The sequence below is a fragment of the Actinoplanes utahensis genome, assembly GCF_016862455.1.
GTDB lineage: Bacteria > Actinomycetota > Actinomycetes > Mycobacteriales > Micromonosporaceae > Actinoplanes > Actinoplanes utahensis.
This window is the reverse complement of record NZ_BOMZ01000033.1, coordinates 16696-36061: the sequence shown is the minus strand read 5'-3', so window position 1 is coordinate 36061 and position 19366 is coordinate 16696. Positions and strand designations below refer to the sequence as shown.

General features: G+C 70.7%; 18 protein-coding genes. 5 read left to right on the top strand and 13 right to left on the bottom strand.

Features of this window, described 5'->3' with window-relative positions; all coding sequences use genetic code 11:
- Window positions 1-52: 52 nt before the first annotated feature.
- The 5 genes from Aut01nite_RS10330 to Aut01nite_RS10310 all read right to left on the bottom strand — a co-directional run bounded on the left by Aut01nite_RS10330 (window position 53) and on the right by Aut01nite_RS10310 (window position 5567).
- Window positions 53-931 (bottom strand): branched-chain amino acid ABC transporter permease, encoded by an 879-nt coding sequence (locus tag Aut01nite_RS10330; protein WP_043533447.1) that lies wholly within the window; start codon window positions 929-931, stop codon window positions 53-55.
- The gene (locus Aut01nite_RS10325) at window positions 931-1650 is read right to left on the bottom strand and encodes an ABC transporter ATP-binding protein (protein ID WP_043533448.1); all 720 of its coding nucleotides are present in this window, start codon (window positions 1648-1650) and stop codon (window positions 931-933) included. The genes Aut01nite_RS10330 and Aut01nite_RS10325 overlap by 1 nt, the downstream gene beginning before the upstream one ends.
- Before the next feature lie 386 nt (window positions 1651-2036).
- On the bottom strand, window positions 2037-2744 hold the full coding sequence (locus Aut01nite_RS10320) for an ABC transporter ATP-binding protein (protein ID WP_043533449.1): 708 nt from the start codon (window positions 2742-2744) through the stop codon (window positions 2037-2039).
- Between the two features lie 545 nt (window positions 2745-3289).
- Entirely contained in the window at window positions 3290-3925 is a 636-nt protein-coding gene (locus Aut01nite_RS10315) for an alpha-ketoglutarate-dependent dioxygenase AlkB (protein WP_043533450.1), read from the bottom strand.
- Window positions 3926-4049: 124 nt separating this feature from the next.
- Window positions 4050-5567, bottom strand: coding sequence for an MFS transporter (locus Aut01nite_RS10310; protein WP_043533451.1), 1518 nt, complete (start codon window positions 5565-5567; stop codon window positions 4050-4052).
- 89 nt (window positions 5568-5656) lie between these two features.
- Here Aut01nite_RS10310 and Aut01nite_RS10305 point away from each other — a divergent pair, with 89 nt between their 5' ends.
- Together Aut01nite_RS10305 and Aut01nite_RS10300 are read left to right on the top strand one after the other, a co-directional pair.
- On the top strand, window positions 5657-6385 hold the full coding sequence (locus Aut01nite_RS10305; protein WP_043533452.1) for a TetR/AcrR family transcriptional regulator: 729 nt from the start codon (window positions 5657-5659) through the stop codon (window positions 6383-6385).
- A gap of 115 nt (window positions 6386-6500) precedes the next feature.
- Window positions 6501-7031, top strand: coding sequence for a GNAT family N-acetyltransferase (locus Aut01nite_RS10300; protein ID WP_201775652.1), 531 nt, complete (start codon window positions 6501-6503; stop codon window positions 7029-7031).
- Window positions 7032-7064: 33 nt separating this feature from the next.
- Here the strand turns inward: Aut01nite_RS10300 and Aut01nite_RS10295 are convergent, their stop codons facing one another.
- From Aut01nite_RS10295 to Aut01nite_RS10265, 7 genes are all read right to left on the bottom strand, one after another.
- Window positions 7065-8027 carry a succinate dehydrogenase/fumarate reductase iron-sulfur subunit gene (locus tag Aut01nite_RS10295; RefSeq protein WP_043533453.1) on the bottom strand — a complete coding sequence of 321 codons (963 nt, stop codon included), beginning with the start codon at window positions 8025-8027 and terminating at the stop codon, window positions 7065-7067.
- Window positions 8024-9919 (bottom strand): fumarate reductase/succinate dehydrogenase flavoprotein subunit, encoded by a 1896-nt coding sequence (locus Aut01nite_RS10290; RefSeq protein ID WP_043533454.1) that lies wholly within the window; start codon window positions 9917-9919, stop codon window positions 8024-8026. Before Aut01nite_RS10290 ends, Aut01nite_RS10295 begins: the two co-directional genes overlap by 4 nt.
- 11 nt (window positions 9920-9930) lie before the next feature.
- A complete protein-coding gene (gene sdhC, locus Aut01nite_RS10285; protein ID WP_043533455.1) occupies window positions 9931-10725 on the bottom strand; it encodes a succinate dehydrogenase subunit SdhC in 795 nt (264 codons plus the stop codon).
- Window positions 10726-11041: 316 nt separating this feature from the next.
- Window positions 11042-12499, bottom strand: a complete 1458-nt coding sequence (locus tag Aut01nite_RS10280) for a TldD/PmbA family protein (protein ID WP_043533456.1) — start codon at window positions 12497-12499, stop codon at window positions 11042-11044.
- On the bottom strand, window positions 12496-13932 hold the full coding sequence (locus tag Aut01nite_RS10275; RefSeq protein ID WP_043533457.1) for a TldD/PmbA family protein: 1437 nt from the start codon (window positions 13930-13932) through the stop codon (window positions 12496-12498). Before Aut01nite_RS10275 ends, Aut01nite_RS10280 begins: the two co-directional genes overlap by 4 nt.
- Window positions 13933-13963: 31 nt before the next feature.
- Entirely contained in the window at window positions 13964-14518 is a 555-nt protein-coding gene (locus Aut01nite_RS10270) for a Uma2 family endonuclease (RefSeq protein ID WP_043533458.1), read from the bottom strand.
- A 68-nt stretch (window positions 14519-14586) separates the two neighbouring features.
- Window positions 14587-16341 carry a S9 family peptidase gene (locus Aut01nite_RS10265; RefSeq protein WP_236643198.1) on the bottom strand — a complete coding sequence of 585 codons (1755 nt, stop codon included), beginning with the start codon at window positions 16339-16341 and terminating at the stop codon, window positions 14587-14589.
- A gap of 93 nt (window positions 16342-16434) precedes the next feature.
- Here Aut01nite_RS10265 and mshB point away from each other — a divergent pair, with 93 nt between their 5' ends.
- The 3 genes from mshB (at window position 16435) to Aut01nite_RS10250 (ending at window position 18357) form a co-directional block, all read left to right on the top strand.
- Window positions 16435-17313, top strand: a complete 879-nt coding sequence (gene mshB, locus Aut01nite_RS10260; RefSeq protein ID WP_236643199.1) for an N-acetyl-1-D-myo-inositol-2-amino-2-deoxy-alpha-D-glucopyranoside deacetylase — start codon at window positions 16435-16437, stop codon at window positions 17311-17313.
- Window positions 17310-17801, top strand: a complete 492-nt coding sequence (locus Aut01nite_RS10255; protein ID WP_084000143.1) for a hypothetical protein — start codon at window positions 17310-17312, stop codon at window positions 17799-17801. The genes mshB and Aut01nite_RS10255 overlap by 4 nt, the downstream gene beginning before the upstream one ends.
- A 70-nt stretch (window positions 17802-17871) precedes the next feature.
- Window positions 17872-18357, top strand: a complete 486-nt coding sequence (locus Aut01nite_RS10250; RefSeq protein WP_236643200.1) for a hypothetical protein — start codon at window positions 17872-17874, stop codon at window positions 18355-18357.
- Here the strand turns inward: Aut01nite_RS10250 and Aut01nite_RS10245 are convergent.
- Window positions 18354-19313 carry a GNAT family N-acetyltransferase gene (locus tag Aut01nite_RS10245; protein ID WP_043533461.1) on the bottom strand — a complete coding sequence of 320 codons (960 nt, stop codon included), beginning with the start codon at window positions 19311-19313 and terminating at the stop codon, window positions 18354-18356. The genes Aut01nite_RS10250 and Aut01nite_RS10245 overlap by 4 nt on opposite strands.
- Window positions 19314-19366 lie beyond the last annotated feature (53 nt).

Here is a 19366-nt window from a genome sequence, read left to right as displayed (position 1 = left end):
TTCTGTTTCGTCTGCACGTCGGTCACGCCACCCTCGTTCGTCTGCACGCCGGTCACGCCACCCTCGCCTTCGAACTGGAGAAGAGCCCGCCCGGCCTGCCCAGCAGCACCACCACGAGCAGGGCGAGAACCGCCATCGGGGTGACCGAGACGTCGACATAGCCGCTGACGTACGACAGGAGCAGGCCCACGATCAGACCGCCGATCACCGCGCCGATCGGGCTGTCCAGCCCACCCACGACCGCGGCCGCGAACGCCGACACGAACACGATGTCCATCGCCGTCGGATGCACACCCAGCTCGGTCGGGACGACGAGCATCCCGGCGAGCGAGCCCACGCCCGCGGCGAGCGCCCAGCCCAGCGTCAGCATGCCGCCGACCGAGACGCCCAGCAGCCGGGACACGTCCGGGGCGAACGCCGCCGCCCGCATCCGCAGGCCCACCGCCGTCCGGGTGAACAGCAGTGTGAGGATCACGACCACCGAGCCGACCGCGGCGAAGACGAACAGGTCGTACCGCGACAGCAGCGCGATCCCGCCCACCTCGAACGCGTCCCGGCTGAACGGCGTCTGCACCGGCTGGAACTCGTTGCCGTAGATGATCCCGAGCGTGCCCTGGATGATCAGCACCAGGCCGAGCGCCACCACCACCCCGTTGAGCGGCGACGAGTGGTCGACGAAGCGCATCACCACCCGCTCGACCACCACCCCGAGCAGCAGCCCGGTCAGCAGCGCCACCACGAACCCGAGCCAGTACGACCCGGTCGCGTTGGTGACCGAATAACCGGCGTAGACCGCGGCCACCGCCATCGCGCCCTGCGCGAAGTTGACGATCCGGGCGGCCCGCCAGATCAGCACCAGGGCCAGCGCGAACGCCGCATACACCAGCCCGCGGCTGAGCCCGTCGAACGTCAGATAGATGAACTCGTCCATCAGAACCCCAGGTAGGCGTGACGGAGATCGGCGTCGTCGCGCAACACCGAGGCCTTGTTCCGGGTGACCACCCGGCCCAGCGCCAGCACCACGCCCTCGTCGGCGATGGAGAGTGCGCTGCGTACGTTCTGCTCGACCAGCAGCACCGCCAACCCGGTGCGTTCCCGCAGGTCACGCAGCAGAGTCATGATGTGGGCGGTGACCTTCGGGGCGAGGCCCAGCGACGGCTCGTCGAGCAGCAGCAGTTTCGGCCGGCCGATCAGGGCCCGGCCCAGGGCCAGCATCTGCCGCTCGCCACCGGACAGTTGATGACCGGCGAAGGTGCGGCGCTGCGCCAGCGACGGGAACAGCTCGTACACCTCGTCGAGCGCCTTCTTGGCGTCCGCCCGGTCCCGCCGCCACAGGCCGCCGAGCCGCAGGTTCTCGTCCACGGTCAGCTCGGTGACCACGCCACGGCCCTCCGGGACGTGCGCGATACCGCGCCGGACCAGATGCTCCACCTTGGTGCCGGCCAGGTCGGCGCCGTCGAAGGCGACCCGGCCACCGGCCGACTTGACCAGGCCGGACAGGGTGCGCAGCAGGGTCGTCTTGCCGGCGCCGTTCGCCCCGAGCACGGCGACGATCTCTCCCGGTTGGACGGTGAGGTTCACGTCGTGCAGGACCGGCGCCGCGCCGTACCCGGCGGTCAGGCCGTCCACCTGCAGCAGCGCGCCGCTCATCGGGAGTCTCCCGGCAGTGCCGGGGTACGGGTGATCATCGGCGCTCCTCCTTCGGGGCCGCTCGTTCGTTCATGTGCCTGGATCCGGTCGTTCTCTCGCCGGCTTCCGCCGACGCCGGCCGCCGTCTCGCCGGCTTCCGGGTATGCCGAGGGAAGCCGGTACGTGCCCGGCTTTCCGGATATGTGACACCTGAGGCCGGACCGACCCCAGGCTGTGGGGTGTTGCGCTTCATTCCGCGTGTGGAGATCCGCCGCTGTCCGCGCCGTCCCTCACCACGCTTCGTCTCGTGTGGAGTTCGGCCGCTGTCCGCGCCGCACCTCACCACGCTTCGCTGTGTGGCGAGTTCGGCCGTCAGGCGCGCCGCAGCTCACCACGCGTAGGGCCGATCAGGCCGCGACGCCCAGGTAGGCCTCGGTGACCTTGGGGTTCTCGCTGATCTCACTCGGGGTGCCGAGCGCGATCGACTTGCCGAAGTCGAGCACCAGGATCTCGTCGCAGACCGACATCACCAGGTCCATGTGGTGCTCGACCAGCAGAACGGTGGTGCCGACCTCTTTGATCAGGTTGCCCAGCCAGCGGATCTCGTCGGAGTCCAGCCCGCCGGCCGGCTCGTCGAGCATCAGGATGCGCGGCTTGGCGACCAGGGCCCGGGCCAGTTCGATCCGCTTGCGGATCGCATAGGGCAGGGCGCCCGGGTGGGCCGGCGCGTATTTCGCGACGCCGCACCGCTCCAGAGCGGCAAGCGCCTCCCGCTCGGCATGCCGGTGCCGGGCACCGACCATCACGTTCTCCAGCACGGTCATGCCGGCGAACTGGCCCACACCCTGCAGGGTCCGGGCGATACCGAGACGATTCAGGTGGTGCGGACGGGGCCGCCAGGGCTGACCGTCCAACGTCAGCGACCCGGAGGTCGGCTGCACGAAACCACAGATGACGTTGAAAAGGGTTGTCTTGCCCGCGCCGTTCGGCCCGATGACGCCGACGATCCGTCCCGGCGGCACGCGCAGGGAAACGTTCTCGAGAGCGGTCAGGCCGCCGAAGCGGACGGTGATGTCCTGGAGCGCAAGCTCCTTGAGCTGGGGATCTGTTGGCATGGCCGCCTCGATCGGACCGGTGGAAGTCCTGAGTGGAGATGGAGCCTCAACTATTTACACTTGGAGTGTAACTTTCTCCGCGGACTCGTCAACCACTTGCAATGTCCCCGTTACTCGGCAGCCGTGATCAGGGCATTCCCCGAGCGCTCCGGCGACGGCGATAGGCCGGGATTGCACCCTTGTCGATCGCGACGGCGTTGTTGCGCCGGAATCGTATGCATGTCGTTCTCCGCCGCTTTGATATGCCGAAATCGCCATGCCCGTCGCTCGCGGCGGCGTTGCTGTCCCAGAACCGCATTGTCGTCCGGCTGGTCGTCACTGCTGTCTCAAGCGCGCTTGAGACAGCAGTGACAAGCAGCCGGGGGTGAGCGTTCCCAGCAGCTCGATGCGTCCGAACCGCACGCTTGCCGCTGCCGGCGGCTGATGCGCCGAACTATGGTGGCCGGCAGCCCGCAGCGACGTCGTCGCGGGCGTCAACGAGCTGGCCGGCTCGCATGCCTGCCGCTGCCGGCGGCTGATGCGCCGGACTTGCATGCTTGTCGCTCTCAGGCGACGCCGAGGGGCCGGAATTGCACGCTGATCCGCGGTCCCACCGGTTTCGCGGTCTTCGGCACGGCGTGCTCCCAGGTGCGCTGACAGGAGCCGCCCATCACGATCAGATCGCCGTGCCCGAGCGGGAACCGCAACGTCTCGTGCCCGCCCGCGCGTGGCCGCAGCAGCAGGTTGCGTGGCGATCCGAAGGAGACGATCGCGACCATGGTGTCCTGCGTCGCCGACCGGCCGATCGTGTCACCGTGCCAGGCCACACTGTCCCGGCCGTCGCGATAGAGGCACATGCCCGCCGTCACGAACTCCTCGCCGAGCTCGGCCGCGTAATACCGGTTGAGCTCGGTCTTCGCCGCGTCGAGCGCGGCATGCGGAAGCGGCTCCCGCGGGCCGAACCACCGCAGGAGCCGGGGCACGTCGACGACGTCGTCATACATCTTGCGCCGCTCGGCTTTCCAGTCGATGCCGAGCAGGGTCTCGAACACCGCGTCGGACCCGTGCAGCCACCCCGGCAGCACGTCGGCCCACGCGCCGGCGGTCAGCCGGTGCCGGGTGACCCGGCCGGTCAGCGAGGTGACCGCCTCGCCCGCCCCGGACATCAGGTCGAACATCGAAGGCTGATAGGCGCTGGTCATGCCGCCATGTTAGTACGGACGTTCGACCAACCCTCCGTGTTCGGTTCGGCCGTCACACGACCGCACGGCACACGAACGGCGACCGACCTGGAACCACTCGGCGTCGTGACTCGCCGTGGCCGGGTCAGTTGCTGGGGATCGGGGTCGGGGCTTCCGCGGTGGGCGATGGGGTGGCGGTGGGGGCGGGTTGCGGGCGCAGCACCGTGGCGGCCAGGATCGCCGCCGCGATTCCGCCGACCACGCCGACCAGGGAGGTGATCGCGATGGCGTCGACGAAGGCGGCCCGGGCCGCCTCGGCCAGTCCGGCGTCCCCGGTCGCGGTGGCGACCCCGAGGGCGTCGCCCAGCGAGTCGCGGGCCGGCCCGGTGGTGCCGGCCGGCATCGCCGCGCGATATGCGGTGGTCAGCACGCTGCCCAGGACGGCGATGCTGAGGGCCGTCCCGATCTGCTGCACCGTGTCGTTGACCGCCGAGCCGACACCGGCTCGTTCCGGGGGCAGGGCGCCGAGCAGCGTCCCCACCGCGGCCGGCGAGGCCACCCCGCTGCCCATCCCGATCACCACCAGCGCGGCCGCGAGCTTGAGATATCCGTCGGCCGGGCTCAGTGAGGCGAGGACCGCGAACCCGCCGGCCACCAGCAGCAGACCGGCCGACAGGGCGACCCGTGCGCCGAAGCGCTTGTCCACCATCACGCCCACGCCGTTGAAGATCATCGTCGTCACGAGCATCGGGATGAACGCGGCGCCCGCCCGGATCGGCTCGTAACCGAGGACGAACTGCAGGTATTGGGTGATCGCCAGCATCACGCCACCGGCCGAGAAGGCGAGGATGACCAGCGACATGCTCGCGCCCCGGAAGTTGCGGTTTCGGAAGAGGGCGAGCGGCAGCATCGGTTCGGTGACCCGGCGCTCCCAGATCACGAAGGTGGTCAGGGCGAGGATCGCGACGGCGAAGCCACCGGCCGTCCGTGCCGACCCCCAGCCGTGCTCGGGCGCGGAGATCACGCCCCACACCAGGGCGGTCATGCCGATCGTGGAGAGCAGTGCCCCGATCGTGTCCGGCCGGGTGGCGGGGCCACGGGACTCCGGGATGATCAGCACGGCGGCCACGATGCCGAGGACCGCGATCGGGATGTTGATCAGGAAGACCGAGCCCCACCAGTAATGCTCCAGCAGCAGGCCGCCCAGGGTCGGGCCGCCGAGCGCACCGAGCATCAGGACCGAACTCCAGATCGCGATCGCCTTCTTGCGTTCGGTCTCGTCGAAGACCGTGGTCAGGATGGCCAGGGTGCCCGGCATCAGGAAGGCGGCGCCGAGACCCATCAGGCCCCGGACCGCGATCAGTTGACCGGGGGTCTCGCACGCGGTGGCCAGCGCGGACGCTCCACCGAAGATCGCCAGGCCGAGGACCAGGCCGAGGCGGCGGCCGTGCCGGTCGGAGAGGCTGCCGGCGGTGAGCAGCACACCGGCGAAGACCAGGATGTAGGCGTCCAGGATCCATTGGATGTCGGCGGTGCTCGCGCCCAGGTCGCGGATCAGCGAGGGGATGGCGATGTTCAGCACCATGTTGTCCACGACGGCTACCAGCAGGCTCAGGCAGAGCACGCCCAGGATCAGCCAGCGCCGCGGGTGACGTTCGGGCATTGATATTCCTCTCTCGTACGGCGTTCGGGAAAGCTCGAACACCGTACCAGTGGACTCGAACAGTGTGCGAGTCCCCGTAGGATGGCGTCATGCCCGACTTCACCGACTCGGTGTGGACCAGACCCGCCCGGCCCCGCACCGGTCAGCCCAGCCTCAGCCGGGAGCAGATCGTCCGGTCGGCGATCGAGCTGCTCGACGCCGAGGGGGCGAACGGGCTGAGCATGCGCCGCCTCGGCGCCCGGCTCGGCTCCGGCGCCACCTCGCTCTACTGGCACGTCGCGACCAAGGACGATCTCGTCGAGCTGGCCGTCGACGAGGTGATGGGCGAGGTCTACGTGCCCGAGCCGGGTGACGCCCCGTGGCGGGTCGGTGTGAGCGTGATGGCCAACGGGCTACGGGCCATGCTGCTGCGCCACCCGTGGGTGATCGGCTATCTCGGGATGCGGCCCACCATCGGCCCCAACGTTCTGCGGATGAGCAACCGCACCATCGCGTTGCTGTCGGCGGCCGGGTTCACCGGCCCGGGCCTGTCCCACGTGCATGCGCTGGTCACGGCGCACGTGATCGGGTCGGCGACGATGGAGGGCGCCGTGGTCGCTGCCGTCCGCCGGTCCGGGAGGACCGCGGCCGAGCTGCGCGCGCGGATGGAGCCGTTCATGGACAAGGTGGCGGTGGACTACCCGGACTACGCCAGGTGGCGTGAGGAGAACGGCGTCGCCGAGATGGATCCCACCGAGGGGTTCGACCAGAGCTTCGCCTTCGGACTGGACCGCATCCTCGACGGCCTCGAACAATGGCTCACCCGGCCCACCGCATGACATCCGCTTCGGGCCCAGGCCTGAAGCGGAGGTCGCCGGCCCGGCCGGGTGGTGAAGTCGTTGCTGTCGATCCGGGTCACGGAGTGACTCCGGTGCTGCTGGTGAAGGACGCAAGGTGAGTGGAGAACTGTCGGTTCGGGACGCGACGGTGAAGGACGCGGCCGTGTGCGCGGCCATCTACCGGCCGTACGTGGTGGACACCGCGATCTCGTTCGAGACCGATCCGCCGGACGAAGCCGAGATGGCCCGGCGGATCGAGACGGCCCTCGACGGTTACGCCTGGCTGATCGCCGAGGTCGCCGGCGAGGCCGTGGGGTACGCGTACGCCGGGCCGTTCGCCGCCCGCCCGGCCTACCGTTGGTCCTGCGAGGTCAGCGTCTATCTGGAGACCGGCCGCCGGCGCACCGGAGCCGGCCGTGCCCTCTACGGCGTGCTGCTTCCCCGGCTGGCGGCCCGTGGTTACCGGACCGCCGTCGCCAAGATGACCCTGCCCAACGACGCCAGCATGGGCCTGCATGCCTCGCTCGGTTTTCAGCCGGTCGGCGTCCATCCCCGCATCGGCTGGAAGCACGGCGCCTGGCGCGACGTCGCCATCAGCCAGCTCACCTTGATCACCGGCGACGAGTCCCCCTCCGGACCGCGCTGACCGCAGAGGCGGCCGACGGCGGACCGGGCCGGGTCAAGGCTTGTTGCCCTTGTCGGGGTGGTTGTAGAGCAGCTCCTCCGGTGCGATCGGGAAGGTGAGGTCGTCGCCGAACGGAGAGGGGCCACCCTGCAGGGGCGCGGTGAGCTCGGCGATGTCCATGTGGCCGTCGGGACCGACCGCGGCGCTCGCGGGAAGGCGGGCGCTGGACGGCGGCGCGGCCACGGAGGACGGCGCGGGGCGGGTCTCGAGCTGGTCCCGGCGCAGGATCTTGCGGCCGAGCCAGACCAGAGGGTCGTAACGCCGGTCCACCACCCGCTCCTTCATCGGGATGATCGCGTTGTCGGTGATCTGGATGTGTTCGGGACAGACCTCGGTGCAGCACTTGGTGATGTTGCAGTAGCCGAGACCCTGGCTGGCCTGCGCGTACTCCTTGCGGTCGGAGCGCGAGTCGAGCGGATGCATGTCCAGCTCGGCGGCACGGATGAAGGAACGCGGACCGGAGAAGGCCGGCTTGTTCTCGTCGTGGTCACGGATCACGTGACAGGTGTTCTGGCAGAGGAAGCACTCGATGCACTTGCGGAACTCCTGGCTGCGTTCCACGTCGACCTGCTGCATGCGGTAGTCGCCGGGAGCGACGCCGGACGGCGGGGCGAACGCCGGGGTCTCCCGCGCCTTCTCGTAGTTGAAGGAGACGTCGGTGACCAGGTCGCGGATCACCGGGAAGGTGCGGATCGGGGTGATCGTGATCAACTCGTTCTCGGCGAACGTCGACATCCGGGTCATGCAGCCCAGCCGGGGCTTGCCGTTGATCTCCATCGAGCAGGAGCCGCACTTGCCCGCCTTGCAGTTCCACCGGCAGGCCAGATCGGGCGCCTGGGTGGCCTGCAGCCGGTGGATGATGTCGAGGACGACCTCGCCCTCGTTCACCTCGACCTCGAAGTCGCGCAGGTCACCGCCGCCGGCGTCACCGCGCCAGACACGGAAGTGGCGTTTCACTGGGCCTCCACGTCGGACAGTTCCTCATCGGTCAGGTATTTCGCCAGCTCGGTGCGCTCGAACAAGGTGATCAGCTCGGCACGCATCCGGGGGACCGGCTTGCGTTCCAGATGCACCTCGCCGGTCTCCTCCAGCGAGCAGACCAGGTTGATCCGCCGCCACTCCGGGCTCATCTTCGGGAAGTCCTCGCGGGTGTGGCCGCCGCGTGACTCCTCGCGCTCCAGTGCCGCCTTCGCCGTGCACTCCGAGACGACGAGCATGTTGCGCAGGTCCAGGGCCAGATGCCAGCCGGGGTTGTATCGCCGGCCGCCGTCGGCGCCCACGTTCGCCACCCGGACGCGCAGCTCCTGGAGCCGTTTGAGCGCGTCGGTCAGCTCACCCGCGCGCCGGATGATGCCGACCAGGTCCCCCATCACGGCTTGAAGATCCTGCTGCAGGGTGTACGGGTTCTCGCCACCCGGCCGCACCAGCGGCGCGAGCGCCACCTCCGCGGCAGCGGCCACGTCCACCTTCGCCACCTTGGGCCGGGACGGCAGCGTCTCCACATAGGCCGCCGCGTGCTCGCCCGCCCGTTTGCCGAAGACCAACAGGTCGGACAGGCTGTTGCCACCCAGCCGGTTGGATCCGTGCATGCCGCCGGACACCTCGCCCGCCGCGAACAGGCCCTGCACCCGGCCGAGCGCCGCACCGGTGTCCGGTTCGACCTCCACCCCGCCCATCACGTAGTGGCAGGTCGGCCCGACCTCCATCGGCTCCTTGGTGATGTCGACGTCGGCCAACTCCTTGAACTGGTGGTGCATCGACGGCAGTCGCCGGATGATCTGCTCGGCCGGCATCCGGGTCGACACGTCCAGGAACACCCCGCCCGCCGGGCTGCCCCGGCCCGCCTTGACCTCGCTGTTGATCGCCCGGGCCACCTCGTCGCGGGGCAGCAGCTCGGGTGGGCGGCGGTTGTTGTCCGGATCGGTGTACCAGCGGTCGGCCTCCTCCTCGGTCTCCGCGTACTGCTTGCGGAAGACGTCGGGGACGTAGTCGAACATGAACCGCTTCTGCTCGGAGTTGCGCAGCACCCCGCCATCGCCGCGGACCGACTCGGTGACGAGGATGCCCTTCACGCTCGGCGGCCAGACCATGCCGGTCGGGTGGAACTGCAGGAACTCCATGTTGATCAGGGTCGCGCCGGCGCGCAGGGCCAGCGCGTGGCCGTCGCCGGTGTACTCCCAGGAGTTGGAGGTGACCTTGTAACTGCGGCCCACCCCACCGGTCGCCAGCACCACGGCCGGCGCCTCGAAGAGCACGAACTCGCCGGACTCCCGGTAGTAGCCGAACGCGCCGGCCACCCGGTCGCCGTCGAGCAGCAGCTCGGTGATCGTGGTCTCCTGGAACACCCGGATCCGCGAGTCGTAGCTGCCGGTGGCGGCGAAATCCTCCTGCTGCAGGGAGACGATCTTCTGCTGGAGGGTGCGGATCAGCTCCAGGCCGGTGCGGTCGCCGACGTGGGCGAGCCGGGGGTACTCATGGCCGCCGAAGTTGCGCTGAGAGATCTTCCCATCCTTCGTACGGTCGAAGAGCGCCCCGTACGTCTCCAGCTCCCAGATCCGCTCCGGGGCCTCCTTGGCGTGCAGCTCGGCCATCCGGAAGTTGTTCAGGAACTTGCCGCCGCGCATCGTGTCGCGGAAGTGGACCATCCAGTTGTCACGCGAGTTGACGTTGCCCAGCGCGGCGGCGGCGCCGCCCTCGGCCATCACCGTGTGCGCCTTGCCGAACAGCGACTTGGAGATGATCGCGGTGCGTTTCCCGGCGAGCCGGGCCTCGATCGCCGCACGCAGGCCGGCGCCGCCGGCCCCGATCACGACGACGTCGTACAGGTGTCGTTCGATGGTGGTGCTCATTCCTGCGCCTCCTAGTTGATGATCCGCAGGTCGGAGAACCAGTCGGCGGCCAGGCCCATGATGTAGAAGTCGGTCAGCGCCAGGGTGCCGAGCGTGATCCAGGCCAGCTGCATGTGACGGGCGTTGAGTTTCGACACGAACGTCCAGAAGCGGTAGCGGACCGGGTGCTGGGAGAAGTGCTTCAGCCGGCCGCCGGCGATGTGCCGGCAGGAGTGGCAGGACAGCGTGTACGCCCACAGCATGATCACGTTGACCCAGAGGATCACGTTGCCGAGGCCGAGACCGGTCGTCTGCGCCCGCACCGCGTCCCACGTGTTGATCACCGAGATGATCACGGCGGCGTAGAACGCGTACCGATGGGCGTTCTGGAAGATCAGCGGGAAGCGGGTCTCCCCGGAATACCTCCGGTGACCGTCCGGCACCGCGCACGCCGGCGGCGACAGCCAGAACGCCCGGTAATAGGCCTTCCGGTAGTAGTAGCAGGTCAGCCGGAAGAGCAGCAGGAACGGCAGGGTGAACGCCGCCTCCGGGATGAGGAAGAAGCTCGGGAGCGGGGTGCCGAACTCCGCCGCCGGACCGCACACGTCGGTGATGCACGGCGAATAGAACGGTGTCAGATAGTGGTACTGCTCCACGTAGAACCACTTGTGCATGAACACCCGGACGGTCGCGTAGGCCACCCACGCGCCCAGCCCGACGAAGGTCACCAGCGGCGCGAGCCACCAGCGGTCGGTGCGCAGCGTCCGGGCGGCGATCGCCGCCCGCGCCTTGCCGCCGCCGCCCGGCTTCGTAGCCGTCGTCGTCATTCCATCTCCTGACAATGCCGTGACAGGGGCCGCGGCGCGAGGAGGTCAGGACATGACGGTGCCCCACGCCTCCGTCGCATCGCGACGGTGATGTGGGGCACACGTTACGCCGAACGTCTGACACTTTGCGGACTGGGTCACAAAAACATCATCCCGGTACGCAAAGATCATCACCGATGAAGTATCAGATCTTCCTCGCGGTGTGAGGCAGGGGCGCGGCGCGGTAGCCCGGCCACCCTTTCGTCACCCTCCTGCGGCGATGAGGGCTTCGATGCGGGCGGTCACGCGGACAGCGGCCGACTCCCCGCCCGGGTCGTCAGCCCGAGGCGTTGCCGGTGATGTTCCACTCCGCCAGATGCAGGGCCGGCGCGGCGTACCGCGCACGGCCCCAGGACTCCGGCAGCAGCACCGTCTCGGCGCCGATCCCGAGCACCTTCCCCGGAGCCAGCGCCCGCGGATAGGACTGGGTGAACCGCAGGTTGCCCACCGGCGAGGTGATCTGCCCGTCCTCGATCAGCCACACCCCGTTTCGAGTCAGGCCGGTGATCACCAGGGCCTTGGGGTCGAGAACGCGCGTGTACCAGAGGTCGGTGATCAGCAGTCCACGCCGGACCGCGGAGATCAGCGGGCGGGCCGAGTCGGCGATCGCGCCGGTGCCCCCGGCGCCCGGCGCGGCGCCCAGCAGCGGAGCCGCCTCCAGCCGCAGGTTCCGTGCGTGCGGACCCCACGACCGGGACACCGCGGACGCGTGCCCGGTCGACTCGGTGCCGGCCTGCGCCGCCGAGGTGCGGTCGTGCGTCACCGCGGTGGTCACCCCGTCCCGGACCAGCACCAGCGGCCGGCGCGGCGTGCCCTCCTCGTCGAACGGCAGATCGGCGGCCGGCTCGTCGCGGCTGCCGAGCGGCTCGTCCACGATGGTCACCGACGGATCGAACTGCTCCCGGCCCGGCTCGGCGAAACTCTGCTGCTGGTTGTGCGCCTTGCCGTCGAAGCCGAAGAACGCGAAGTTCTCCAGCATGTCGCGGACCGCATCCGGCTCGAGAACCACCTCGTAATGCCCCGGTGGCAGCTCGACCGGCTCGCGTGCGGCCCGCGCCTTGGCCGCGGCCCGCGCGCCGAGCACCGCCCCGTCCAGGTCGGCCAGGCGCGCGGCGGCCAGCCGGGCCACCCCGTCCGCGCCGCCGGAACGGGCGATCCCGTCCATCGCGGCCTCGGCGGTGCGGCCCTCGACGGCCTGGCCGGCGCTGTTGGCGAACGCGGCCGAGACGTAGACGGTGCGGCAGTAACCGGCCGTCTCCAGGCCGTCGGCGGCCCGGACGAAGTCACGGACCCGGTCGGCGCGCTCGGACGGGTCGGCTCGGGCCGTCGCCTCGTCGAAGCCGAACGCCAGCCCGGACCGCTCACCGGAGCCGGGATGCCCGGCCGACAGGCGCAGCGGGGCCGGCGCTGCCAGACCCGGCCAGGATCGGTCGGCCGGCGACACCCGGACCGCGGCCAGAGTGCGCTCGACCAGGGTCCGTAGACCGTCGGCGCTGTTCAGCGTGGTGGAGCCGCCCGCCGTGCGGCCGCCGGCGTGCAGCCGCAGCCGGACGCCGGTGCTCGCCGAGGCCACGTTCTGGTGGATCGCCGAGTTGGCGAACCGGGTCAGCGCCTCGGCCTCGTGCCGCACGTTGACCTCGGCCTCGGCCTCCCGCCCGGCCAGCTCCCGGACGAGTTGGATGACATGCGCCGCCAGCTCCAGCTCGGCCCCTGCCCGGCCGCTCTCCCCACTCATCCGTGCACCCCCACCCGAACGTCGGTGAACCGGGCCGGCGCCGCCGGATGCCCGGTGTGCCCGACCTGGCCGGGCTGGCCCTTTCCGCAGTTCGGCGTGCCCCAGGCGATCGTCTCGCTGGACAGCATGTCCATCGACTGCCAGAAGCGGGGACCGATCCCGGTGTAGGTCGGGTTGCGCAGCATCCGGCCCAGCTTCCCGTTCTTTATCTCGTAACCGATCTCGCACCCGAACTGGAAGTTCAGCCGGCGGTCGTCGATCGACCAGGAGCGGTTGACGTCCATGAACACGCCGTCGCGGGTCTCGGCGATGATCTCGTCGAGGGTGTGCGGGCCGGGCTCCAGCCCCACATTCGTCATCCGGACCATGGGCAGGCGGGCCCAGCCGTCGGAGCGGACACTGCCCGCGTAATCCAGCCCGGCGACCGCCGCCGAGTCGCGCCCGGCCAGCACGCCCACCCAGAGACCGGCACGGACCGCGTGCCGTTTCGCCGCCGGGGTGCCCTCGTCGTCGAACCCGAAGCTGCCCAGCGCGCCGGGGAAGGTCGGGTCGATGGTGATGTTCATCAGATCGGAGCCGTAACGCAGCGAGCCGAGACGGCTCAGGTCGAGCCAGCTCGTGCCGGCGAACGCGGCCTCCCAGCCGAGGATCCGGTCCAGCTCGATGGCGTGCCCCACCGACTCGTGGATCTGCAGGGCCAGCTGCTCGCCGCCGAGCACCAGAGTGGTCTCGCCGGACGGGCAGAGCGGCGCGGTCAGCAGCGCCCGGGCCTCCTCGGCCATCCGCGGCGCGTTGCCGACCAGATCGATCTCGTCGACCAGCTCCCACCCGCGGGTGCCGAACTGGCCCCGGTGCGACGGCCAGGACCGCCGCTGCACCTCGCCGGCGCCGATCGCGATCGCCGTGACACCGGCGCCGCACTCCCGGATGTGCTGGTCGATGCGGTGGCCCTCGCTGGAGACGAACCACTTGCGGGTGTCCCAGATCGCGTAGTTGGCCTCGGCCACGTCGGCGCCCGCCGCTCTCGCCGCGGCGGTCGCCCGGACCAGCAGGTCACCCTTGTCGGAGAGCGGCACGCCGAGCGGATCGACCACGCAGTCGCTGGCCCAGCTCGCCACGATCGGGGCGACCGGGACGAGATCGACCGGCGGGCCCGGGACCGCGGACCCGGCGGCGGCGATCCGGGCGGCGCGCCTCCCGGCGGCACGGGCGGAGGGGTCGGACAGATCGGGCACGGCGTAGAAACCCCAGCTGGAGCCGACCAGCGCCCGGACACCCAGGCCGGCGCTCTCGTCGAAGCCGAGATCCTCCACATCGCCGTCCCGTGCGGACATGGACTCGGTCCGCCGCACCATCACCCGGGCATCGGCATATCGAGCCCCCGCGTCGAGCGCGGCCTGCACCGCCGCACCCGCCTCATCGAAGTGGGTCATGAATCGACCCTATGCGCCGGGTGCGACAGTTTCAGGAAGGCGGCAGCAAGTCCGCCGGATCGATGGTCACGGCGACGGGCTCGATGAGCTCCAGCGGCTTACCGGGAGAGGCGGAGGCGTGCTCCGCGTATCTGTTCCCGTTGAGCTGGTAGAGGTGGAATGTCTCCGCTCGCGGATCGATCACCAGGTACCACGGAATGCCGGCCTCCGCGTAGTAGTGCATCTTGTGGAGCTTGTCGGTGGCCGGATTGGAGGGCGAGACGATCTCGCAAGCCAGCCGGACCACTCCGACGTCGTAGACCGACTCCTGGTAGTCGATCGTCGTCGTGATGAGGAAGTCGGGAACGCGGATGTGGCCTGGGCGAAGGCGGATGTTGAGCCCCTGGAACGAGTAGAGCCCCGCGTGCCGCACCGCGTCCCGCATCGCGGCCTGGAGTTCGCTGGCGATGTGCTGGTGGCCCCCGGTGGGAATCGGCGACACGTGCAGGCTCCCGTCGAAAAGCTCGATGCGCTCGGGCGTTTCGCCGATGGCCAGGTACTCCGACTCGGTCCAGGTGCGTTTGGCGAGGTGAAGAGCGGATGTCATGGCGTCTCCCGTGTTGTCGGAAGACAATGGTTGCACGTCATCTAGTCGCATATCAACCCCTCAAGCGACTACCACCCATCCAAGAAGGTTAGCTCCTCCTCGAAGGTCGCGGCCGGACGCGACGGGAAACCGGCCAGCTCCGCGCCGACCAGCAGCACGTCCGGCGAGCCGCCGGACTCCCGCAGCGAGTGGTGGGCGTACACGTCCGGGGAGTCGTTCCGGTCACCCAGGTAACGCTCGGCGAACGCGGCCGGCAGATCCGCCCAGTCCAGCACCGGCTCCCGGGCCACCGCCCGGTGGAACACCTCGGGCCGGCGCAGCACCGCCATCGCGGCCAGCCATCCGCCGAGCCCGGCGCCGCGCGCCGCGACCCGGCCCAGGTCCAGGTCCGGGTGCTTGCCGTGCAGGGCGCGCAACGCGTCCGCCTGGTCGCCCAGCATCACGTCCGCGGTCCGCCGGTGCACCGCCTTCTCGTAACTGGGCGCGACTCCGGGCGTACCCCGGGAATCGATGCTCACGACGGCGAAGCCGGAGTCGGCCCACCGCTGCCGCTCCCGCCAGGCCCGCGGATCCGCCAGCACCTGCTGCCGTCCGGGTCCCTCGCCCATCGTGACCAGCACCGGAAGCCGCGTCCCGGCGACGTGCCCGGCCGGGTAGAGCACCCCGGCCGACAGCCGGCGGTCGGTGACGCGCTCCAGCACCGGCGCCGCGGACGGCGACGGTGGCGGGTCACCCAGCGAGATCAGCCGGCCGGCGTGCCACACCCGGTCACCGGCGATCAGCACGTCCCCGCCGACCGTGACCTGTTCGCCGGCGCCCAGCGCGGCGATCCGCTGCAGCTCCGGGCCGCCGCCACCCAGCGAGGTGCGCAGCCGGAAGATCTCCCGCACCGCCGGGTCGCCCAGGCTTCCCTCGACGATCAGGTCCGGTGAGCCGGCCGGCCCGTCCGCGCGGGGCAGCGTCCCGGCGACTCGCCGCACGTAGAGGCCGGGCGGGGTGAGCAGGCTCCCGTCGGCGAACAGGCAGCGGGCGTCGAACCCGTCGTGGGCCAGTTCCCCGCCGACCAGCACCCGCCCGTCCGGCAGGTGCCGCGGCGTGCCCGGGATCGGCTCCACCCAGCGGGCGTCGGCGAGTTCGGCATGCACCTGCGTCTCACCGGTGCGCGGGTCGACGGAGAGCACGAGGCCGTGTTGCTGCATGCGGCGCAGCACGGTGATCAGCGGGCCGCCACCGGCCCAGCGCACCTGCGCCAGATGCGGGTACGTCTCCCGGTCCCAGTGCACGTCGACCCAGCCGTGGTCCAGGTCGAGCAGGTGCAGGCTGACCGTCCGGGCGCTGCGCACGGCGAGGATCTGCGAGCCGTCCGGGGCCCACCACCAGCCGCGGGTACGCCCGAACTCGCCCGCCGACGCCCCCGGCACCCCCCAGGCGATCGTCCCGCCGTGCTCGCGCCACGCGTTCCCCGGCTCGCCGGCCAGCAGCCGGTCGCCGTCCGGCCCGGACACGTGCAGTGACGCCGCGCCGTGCGGTTCGGTGAGGTAGCCGATCCGGGTCCCGGTCGGGTCCGGCCGCGCGTCGTGCGCCGGCCCGGCCGTGCCGACCCGGACGACGGTGCCCTCGGTCAGGTCGGCACGGAACAGCTCGCCGCCGCGGACGAGCGCGGCGATCCGGGCGTCCCGGTCGGTCGCGTACGCGTCCACCGGCCCTGCGCCGACCCGCCGCCGCGTCCCGTCGGCGAGGTCGAGCAGCCAGAGCTCGGAACAGCGGAGGAAGAGGACACGGGCACTGTCGGCGCCGACCGTCACGGCGTACGGGTATCCCACGCTCCCAGCATCGCCGATCGGGGGCGACTCGCGCCGGGCAAACCGCGGGCTGGTGAAGCGAGTTCGTCGGTGGTCGCGCGTACAGTATCGGCCGTGACTGAAGAGCTGCCCGCCCGCCGTCTGCTACTCGTTCACGCCCATCCCGACGACGAGGTCATCGGGACCGGGGCGACGATGGCGCACTACGTCTCCGCCGGCGCCCACGTGACCCTGGTGACCTGCACCCTCGGTGAGGAGGGTGAGATCCACGTGCCCGAGCTGGCCGCGCTCGGCGCCGCCCACGCCGACCAGCTCGGCGGTTACCGCCTGGTGGAGTGGGAGCGGGCGTGTGCCGCGCTCGGCGTCACCGACCACCGGATGCTCGGCGGGGTCGGCCGTTACCGGGACTCCGGCATGATGGGCCTGCCGACCAACGAGCATCCGCGCGCGTTCTGGGGCGCCGATCTGGACGAGGCGGCCGCCCACCTGGTCGAGATCATCCGCGAGATCCGCCCGCAGGTCATGATCACGTATGACGAGAACGGCTTCTACGGCCACCCGGACCACATCCAGGCGCACCGGGTCGCGATGCGCGCCGCCGAGCTGGCCGGCGACGACGGCCCGGAGAAGATCTACTGGACCGCGATGCCGCTGAGCGTCCTGCAGGACGGCATGGAGGCGTTCCGGGAGTCGGACAGCAACCCGTTCGCCGAGGTGGAGAAGGTGGAGGACCTGCCGTTCGGCACGCCGGACGACGAGATCGCCGCCCGCGTCGACGGCACCGACCACTACGCGAAGAAGACCGCGGCGATGCGCGCCCACGCCACCCAGATCCCGGACAACTCCTGGCTCTACGGCATCGCCGGCGACTTCGGCGGCGAGTTCATGGGCGTGGAGTACTACACGCTCGCCAAGGGTTCGCGCGGTCCCGGTTCGGGCCCGTTCGGCTGGGAGAGCGACCTGTTCAGCGGGCTGGACGTGGCACCGCGATGATGCCGGAGACCCGGATACCGGACACCCGGCGGTCCCCGGCCGGGCTGGAGATCGTGATCCGGGTGGCCGGGGTCGTCGTCGCGGCCGTCGCCGCCGTGGTCACCGCGTTCCTGGAGCTGGAGCTGAGCGCGCTGCGGATCGGCGCGTTCCGCACCGTCCTCGCCGGCGACTCGCCGTACGAGGGCTCCGGCGACCCGCTGCCGCTGGCCGTCCCGGTGGCGGTGCTGGCCAACCTGGCGATCGGCTGGTTCGCGGTCTACACCACCGGCCGCCGCCGGGGCCTGGTGGTGCCGTGGGTGCTGTGGACGCTGGTCATGATGGCGGCCGCCGGCACCCGGACCGCCGAGGGCGACTATCTGGTCGGCGGGACCAACGTGGTGGCGCTGGTGACGATCCTGGCCGGGAGCCTGACGTTCGCCGTCCATTCGTACCGGCTGATCCTGAGACCGCTGCGGACTGACAGCGAAATTCCAGGCGCTGCCAAGTAATCCACGTGCATCACCCGTGACGATGGTGCGGGCGCTACGATCCCGCCCACGAGATTCATGGTGTTCGACGGTGGAGGACGAGATGAGGCAGCAGCGCTGGTTCCGGATCGGGGCGCTGGCCGTCGCCCTGTTCGCGATCAACGTGATCGCCCGGCTGGTGATCCGTTTCAGTTCGGACGGTGACGACGGCCGGGCGCAGAGCCTGGCCACGATCGTGATGTTCGTGGTGGTCGCGCTGGTGCTGGCCGTTCTGACCTTCGTCCGGTCGCAGCGGGACAAGCTCTCCGACTGGATGCCCGACGTGGGGTTCGGCGCGCTCGCCGGCATGCTGCTGACGGTTCTGGTGGGCCCGTTCGTCAGCGGCATCGGCCCGTTCGCCAACGGCGCGGGTGAATTCTTCTCACAGATCTGGCTCTACTGCGGCTTCGGCGTCGTCGGCATCGCGATCGGTTACGGGGTCGCCGTGATGCTGGGCCGGGACTACCGCTCCCGCGCGCTGAAGGCGTTCACCCAGGCCCGGACCACCCGCCCGCGCCGGGTCGTCGGCCGGCGTTAGACGCGTCCCTGCCTGGTCAGATAGGTGTGGTGGGTGCTGAACCCGAGCCGGCCGTACAACGCGACCGCCGCGGTGTTCCGCTCCTCCACCTGGAGGTAGGCGCGGGCGGCGCCGCGTTGTGCCGCCCACCGCGCCAGCCCGCGCATCACGTGCTGTCCCAGGCCGCGCCGGCGGGCGGCGGGCGCCGTCTGCAGCAGCGACACGCCGAGCCAGCGATCCGGTCCGGTCACCGCGCCACGGGCCACCGCGAGCAGCTCACCGTCCGCGTCGCGGACATGGGCGAAGACCTTCTCCGGTACGCCGTTCAGAATGCTCAGCGCGGCCCCCGGGAGCGTGCCCTTGTGCTCGGCGACCATGGCGTACCAGTCGTCGCCGGGGGAGTCGGCCAGATCGACCGGCGGCAGATCGCCCGGCGTGGGAGCGGTCACCAGCGGGGCCAGCGCCACGGTCTGCACCAGAGTGAGCGGCCGGGTGGTCCAGCCGCGCTCGTCCAGGGCCGCGCTGACCGGGGCGGCCAGCGGCATCGGCGTGTTGACCAGCGGTTGCTGGCCACGGTCGGCGTACCACTTGATCACCGCGTCGATCGCCGCGTCGAGCGGGCGGTCCGGGTCGCCGACGGCGAGCGCCGAGTTGGCCCGGCCGGTCCAGTTGTCCGCGGCCCGCAGGATCCAGCCTCCGAGCCGGGACCGGACCGGGGCGGGCCACGCCTCGTCCGCGGCGAGTTCCAGCGCGATCACCGCGGCGGCGTGCGGCCGGCGGGCCGGCGGCACCCGTTTGGCCCGGTGCACCTCACGCAGCGGCACCCGGACGGTGCCCTTGTCGGTGGCGATGGTGAGATCGGTCTCGGTGAGGTCGACGAGTTCCCCGAGCGCATCCGTGAAGAGCGTGCGGTCCCCGGTTACGCCTACAATTCGCCGTACCACCACCCGGTGTCCCACATCCTGCTGTCGGAGCACGTGATACCTCCCTCGGCGGGAATACTAGGCTCTGCAATTTGTCGTCGGCGGTT